Below are 2,319 nucleotides of genomic sequence, written 5' to 3'. Positions count from 1 at the left end.
ATTTGCTGAAGTATACTCTGGAAGAAAATAGTGAAGATGGGTACAGTTTGAAGGAGAATTAATAAGCAAAGCCATTGCTTTTTATTATACCGAATGGTATACTGGTGTCAGGAGGTAAAAGCATGGACAATCGGATGAATATTTTGCAGAAAGCATTGCAGCTTTTCTATGAAAAAGGCTATGATGCCATTGGTGTTCAGGAAATTGCAGATGCGGCCGGAGTGACGAAGCCAACGCTGTATCATTATTTTGGCAGCAAGTACGGTTTGCTTGAGGCAGTTGCCCGGGAGGATTATGTGCAGTTGAGGGACGGCCTGGCAGTACGGGCAGAATATGCAGGAGATTTGCCGATGAATCTGGAGCTTCTGACGAAGTTTTATTTGGACTTCTGCAGCAGTCATGAGGCTTATTACAAGCTGATGATGGCTATGATGTATTCTGCGAAAGAATCCGACACCTACAAAGTGATTTATCCGTGCATGCAGGAGATTATCAGAATGCTGACCGACATGTTTCTGAAAGCCGGAGATATTATCGGCAATATGCGGGGGCGCCAGGAACAGTACAGTATCGGTTTTTTCGGAATGCTGAACAATTATATGCTCTACTGGTTTGGCAGAGATGCAGAAAGCAGACCGGAATTATCAGGAGGTCAGGCACACGAATTGGTTCATCAATTTTTATACGGGATTTACGTTTAGGAGACAGGGAGGTATACAATGGCTTTAGAACACAGAATTTCAGAATTGGACACCTATTTATTTGCAAAGGGGACACATTATGAGATTTATGAGAAGATGGGGGCGCATCTGGCTGAAGAAGACGGCAAAGCGGGCACTTATTTCTCTGTATGGGCACCGAATGCAAGAAGTGTCAGCGTGGTAGGCGATTTTAACAACTGGGACAGAACGGCGCATCCGATGCAGCCGGTTCAGCAGTCCGGAATATGGGATATTTTTGTTCCGGGGGTGAAGGCAGGAGACTTATATAAATTTGCGGTGGAGACCAGCCAGGGCTATACGGTTTTGAAAGCGGATCCTTATGGCAATCAGTCACAGCTTCGTCCGGATAATGCATCTGTTGTTGCGGATATACGATATTTTGACTGGACGGATCAGGCATGGCGGAAGGCGCATCAGGAGAAGAAGACAGAATCACCAATGGCAATTTATGAAGTGCATCCGGGTTCATGGAAGAAAGATCCTTCCATGCCGGGAGAATTTTATAATTTTAAGAAGTTGGCGGTGGAGCTGGCAGATTATGTTCTGGAAATGGGTTATACGCATGTGGAGCTGATCGGTCTTTCTGAGCATCCTTTTGATGGTTCCTGGGGCTATCAGGTATCCGGCTATTATGCTCCGACAGCCAGATACGGTACACCGGCGGATTTCATGTATTTTGTGAATTATATGCATGATCATGGCATTGGCGTTATTCTGGACTGGGTACCGGCACATTTTCCGAAGGATGAGTTTGGACTGGGACGTTTTGACGGTACAGCACTGTATGAACACCAGGATCCGAGAAAGGGAGAGCATCCGGAATGGGGCACCTATTGTTTTAATTACGGCAGAACAGAGGTTTCCAATTTCCTTGTGGCCAATGCATTATTCTGGATTGAGAAGTTCCATGTGGATGGTCTGCGTGTGGACGCAGTGGCTTCCATGTTGTATCTTGATTTTGGTCGTTCTTCCGGCAACTGGATTCCGAATGAGGATGGCGGCAATCAGAACTATGAGGCCATTACTTTCCTGAAGCATCTGAATTCTATTGTGGCACAGAGAAATCCGGGGGCTATGATGATCGCGGAAGAATCTACAGCCTGGCCGAAGGTAACTGGAGATGTGGATGACGGCGGTCTTGGCTTTACTTATAAATGGAACATGGGATGGATGCACGATTTCCTTGAGTATATGAAGTGCGATCCGATTTTCCGTAAGTACCATCAGAATCAGATCACATTCAGCTTTATGTATGCTTACAGCGAGAATTATGTGCTGGTGCTTTCGCATGACGAAGTTGTGCATTTGAAGAAATCTATGATTTACAAGATGCCGGGAACAATGCCGGAGAAGTTCGGCAATCTCAGAGCAGCCTATGGTCTGATGATGATGCATCCGGGCAAGAAACTGCTGTTTATGGGACAGGATTTCGCCCAGACAGCGGAATGGAATGAGGCTAAGAGTCTGGACTGGCATTTGCTTGAGAAATATTCGGAGCATCAGCAGCTGAACCATTACTATCGTGATTTGCTGCATTTCTATCAGAATGAGCCGGCTTTGTATGAACTGGATGATTCACCGGAAGGTTTTGCATGGA

The 2,319-nt window shown here is 45.9% G+C and carries 2 protein-coding genes; both read left to right on the top strand.

Annotated features, from left to right (window positions below):
• Positions 1-122: 122 nt before the first annotated feature.
• Complete coding sequence (locus WMO25_RS17255; protein WP_349086413.1) at positions 123-701, top strand: TetR/AcrR family transcriptional regulator; 579 nt, start codon at positions 123-125, stop codon at positions 699-701.
• An 18-nt stretch (positions 702-719) separates the two neighbouring features.
• Positions 720-2,319: 1,4-alpha-glucan branching protein GlgB (gene glgB, locus WMO25_RS17250; protein ID WP_349086410.1), on the top strand; the 1,600-nt coding region annotated here is incomplete at its 3' end.

This window comes from Coprococcus intestinihominis (assembly GCF_040096555.1).
GTDB classification, from domain to species: domain Bacteria; phylum Bacillota; class Clostridia; order Lachnospirales; family Lachnospiraceae; genus Coprococcus_A; species Coprococcus_A intestinihominis.
This window is presented reverse-complemented; position numbering and strand designations above follow the sequence as displayed.

Bases quoted from the DNA above. Each gene is read 5' to 3' on its own strand.
- WMO25_RS17255 (WP_349086413.1), top strand. From the start codon at position 123: ATGGACAATCGGATGAATATTTTGCAGAAAGCATTGCAGCTTTTCTAT.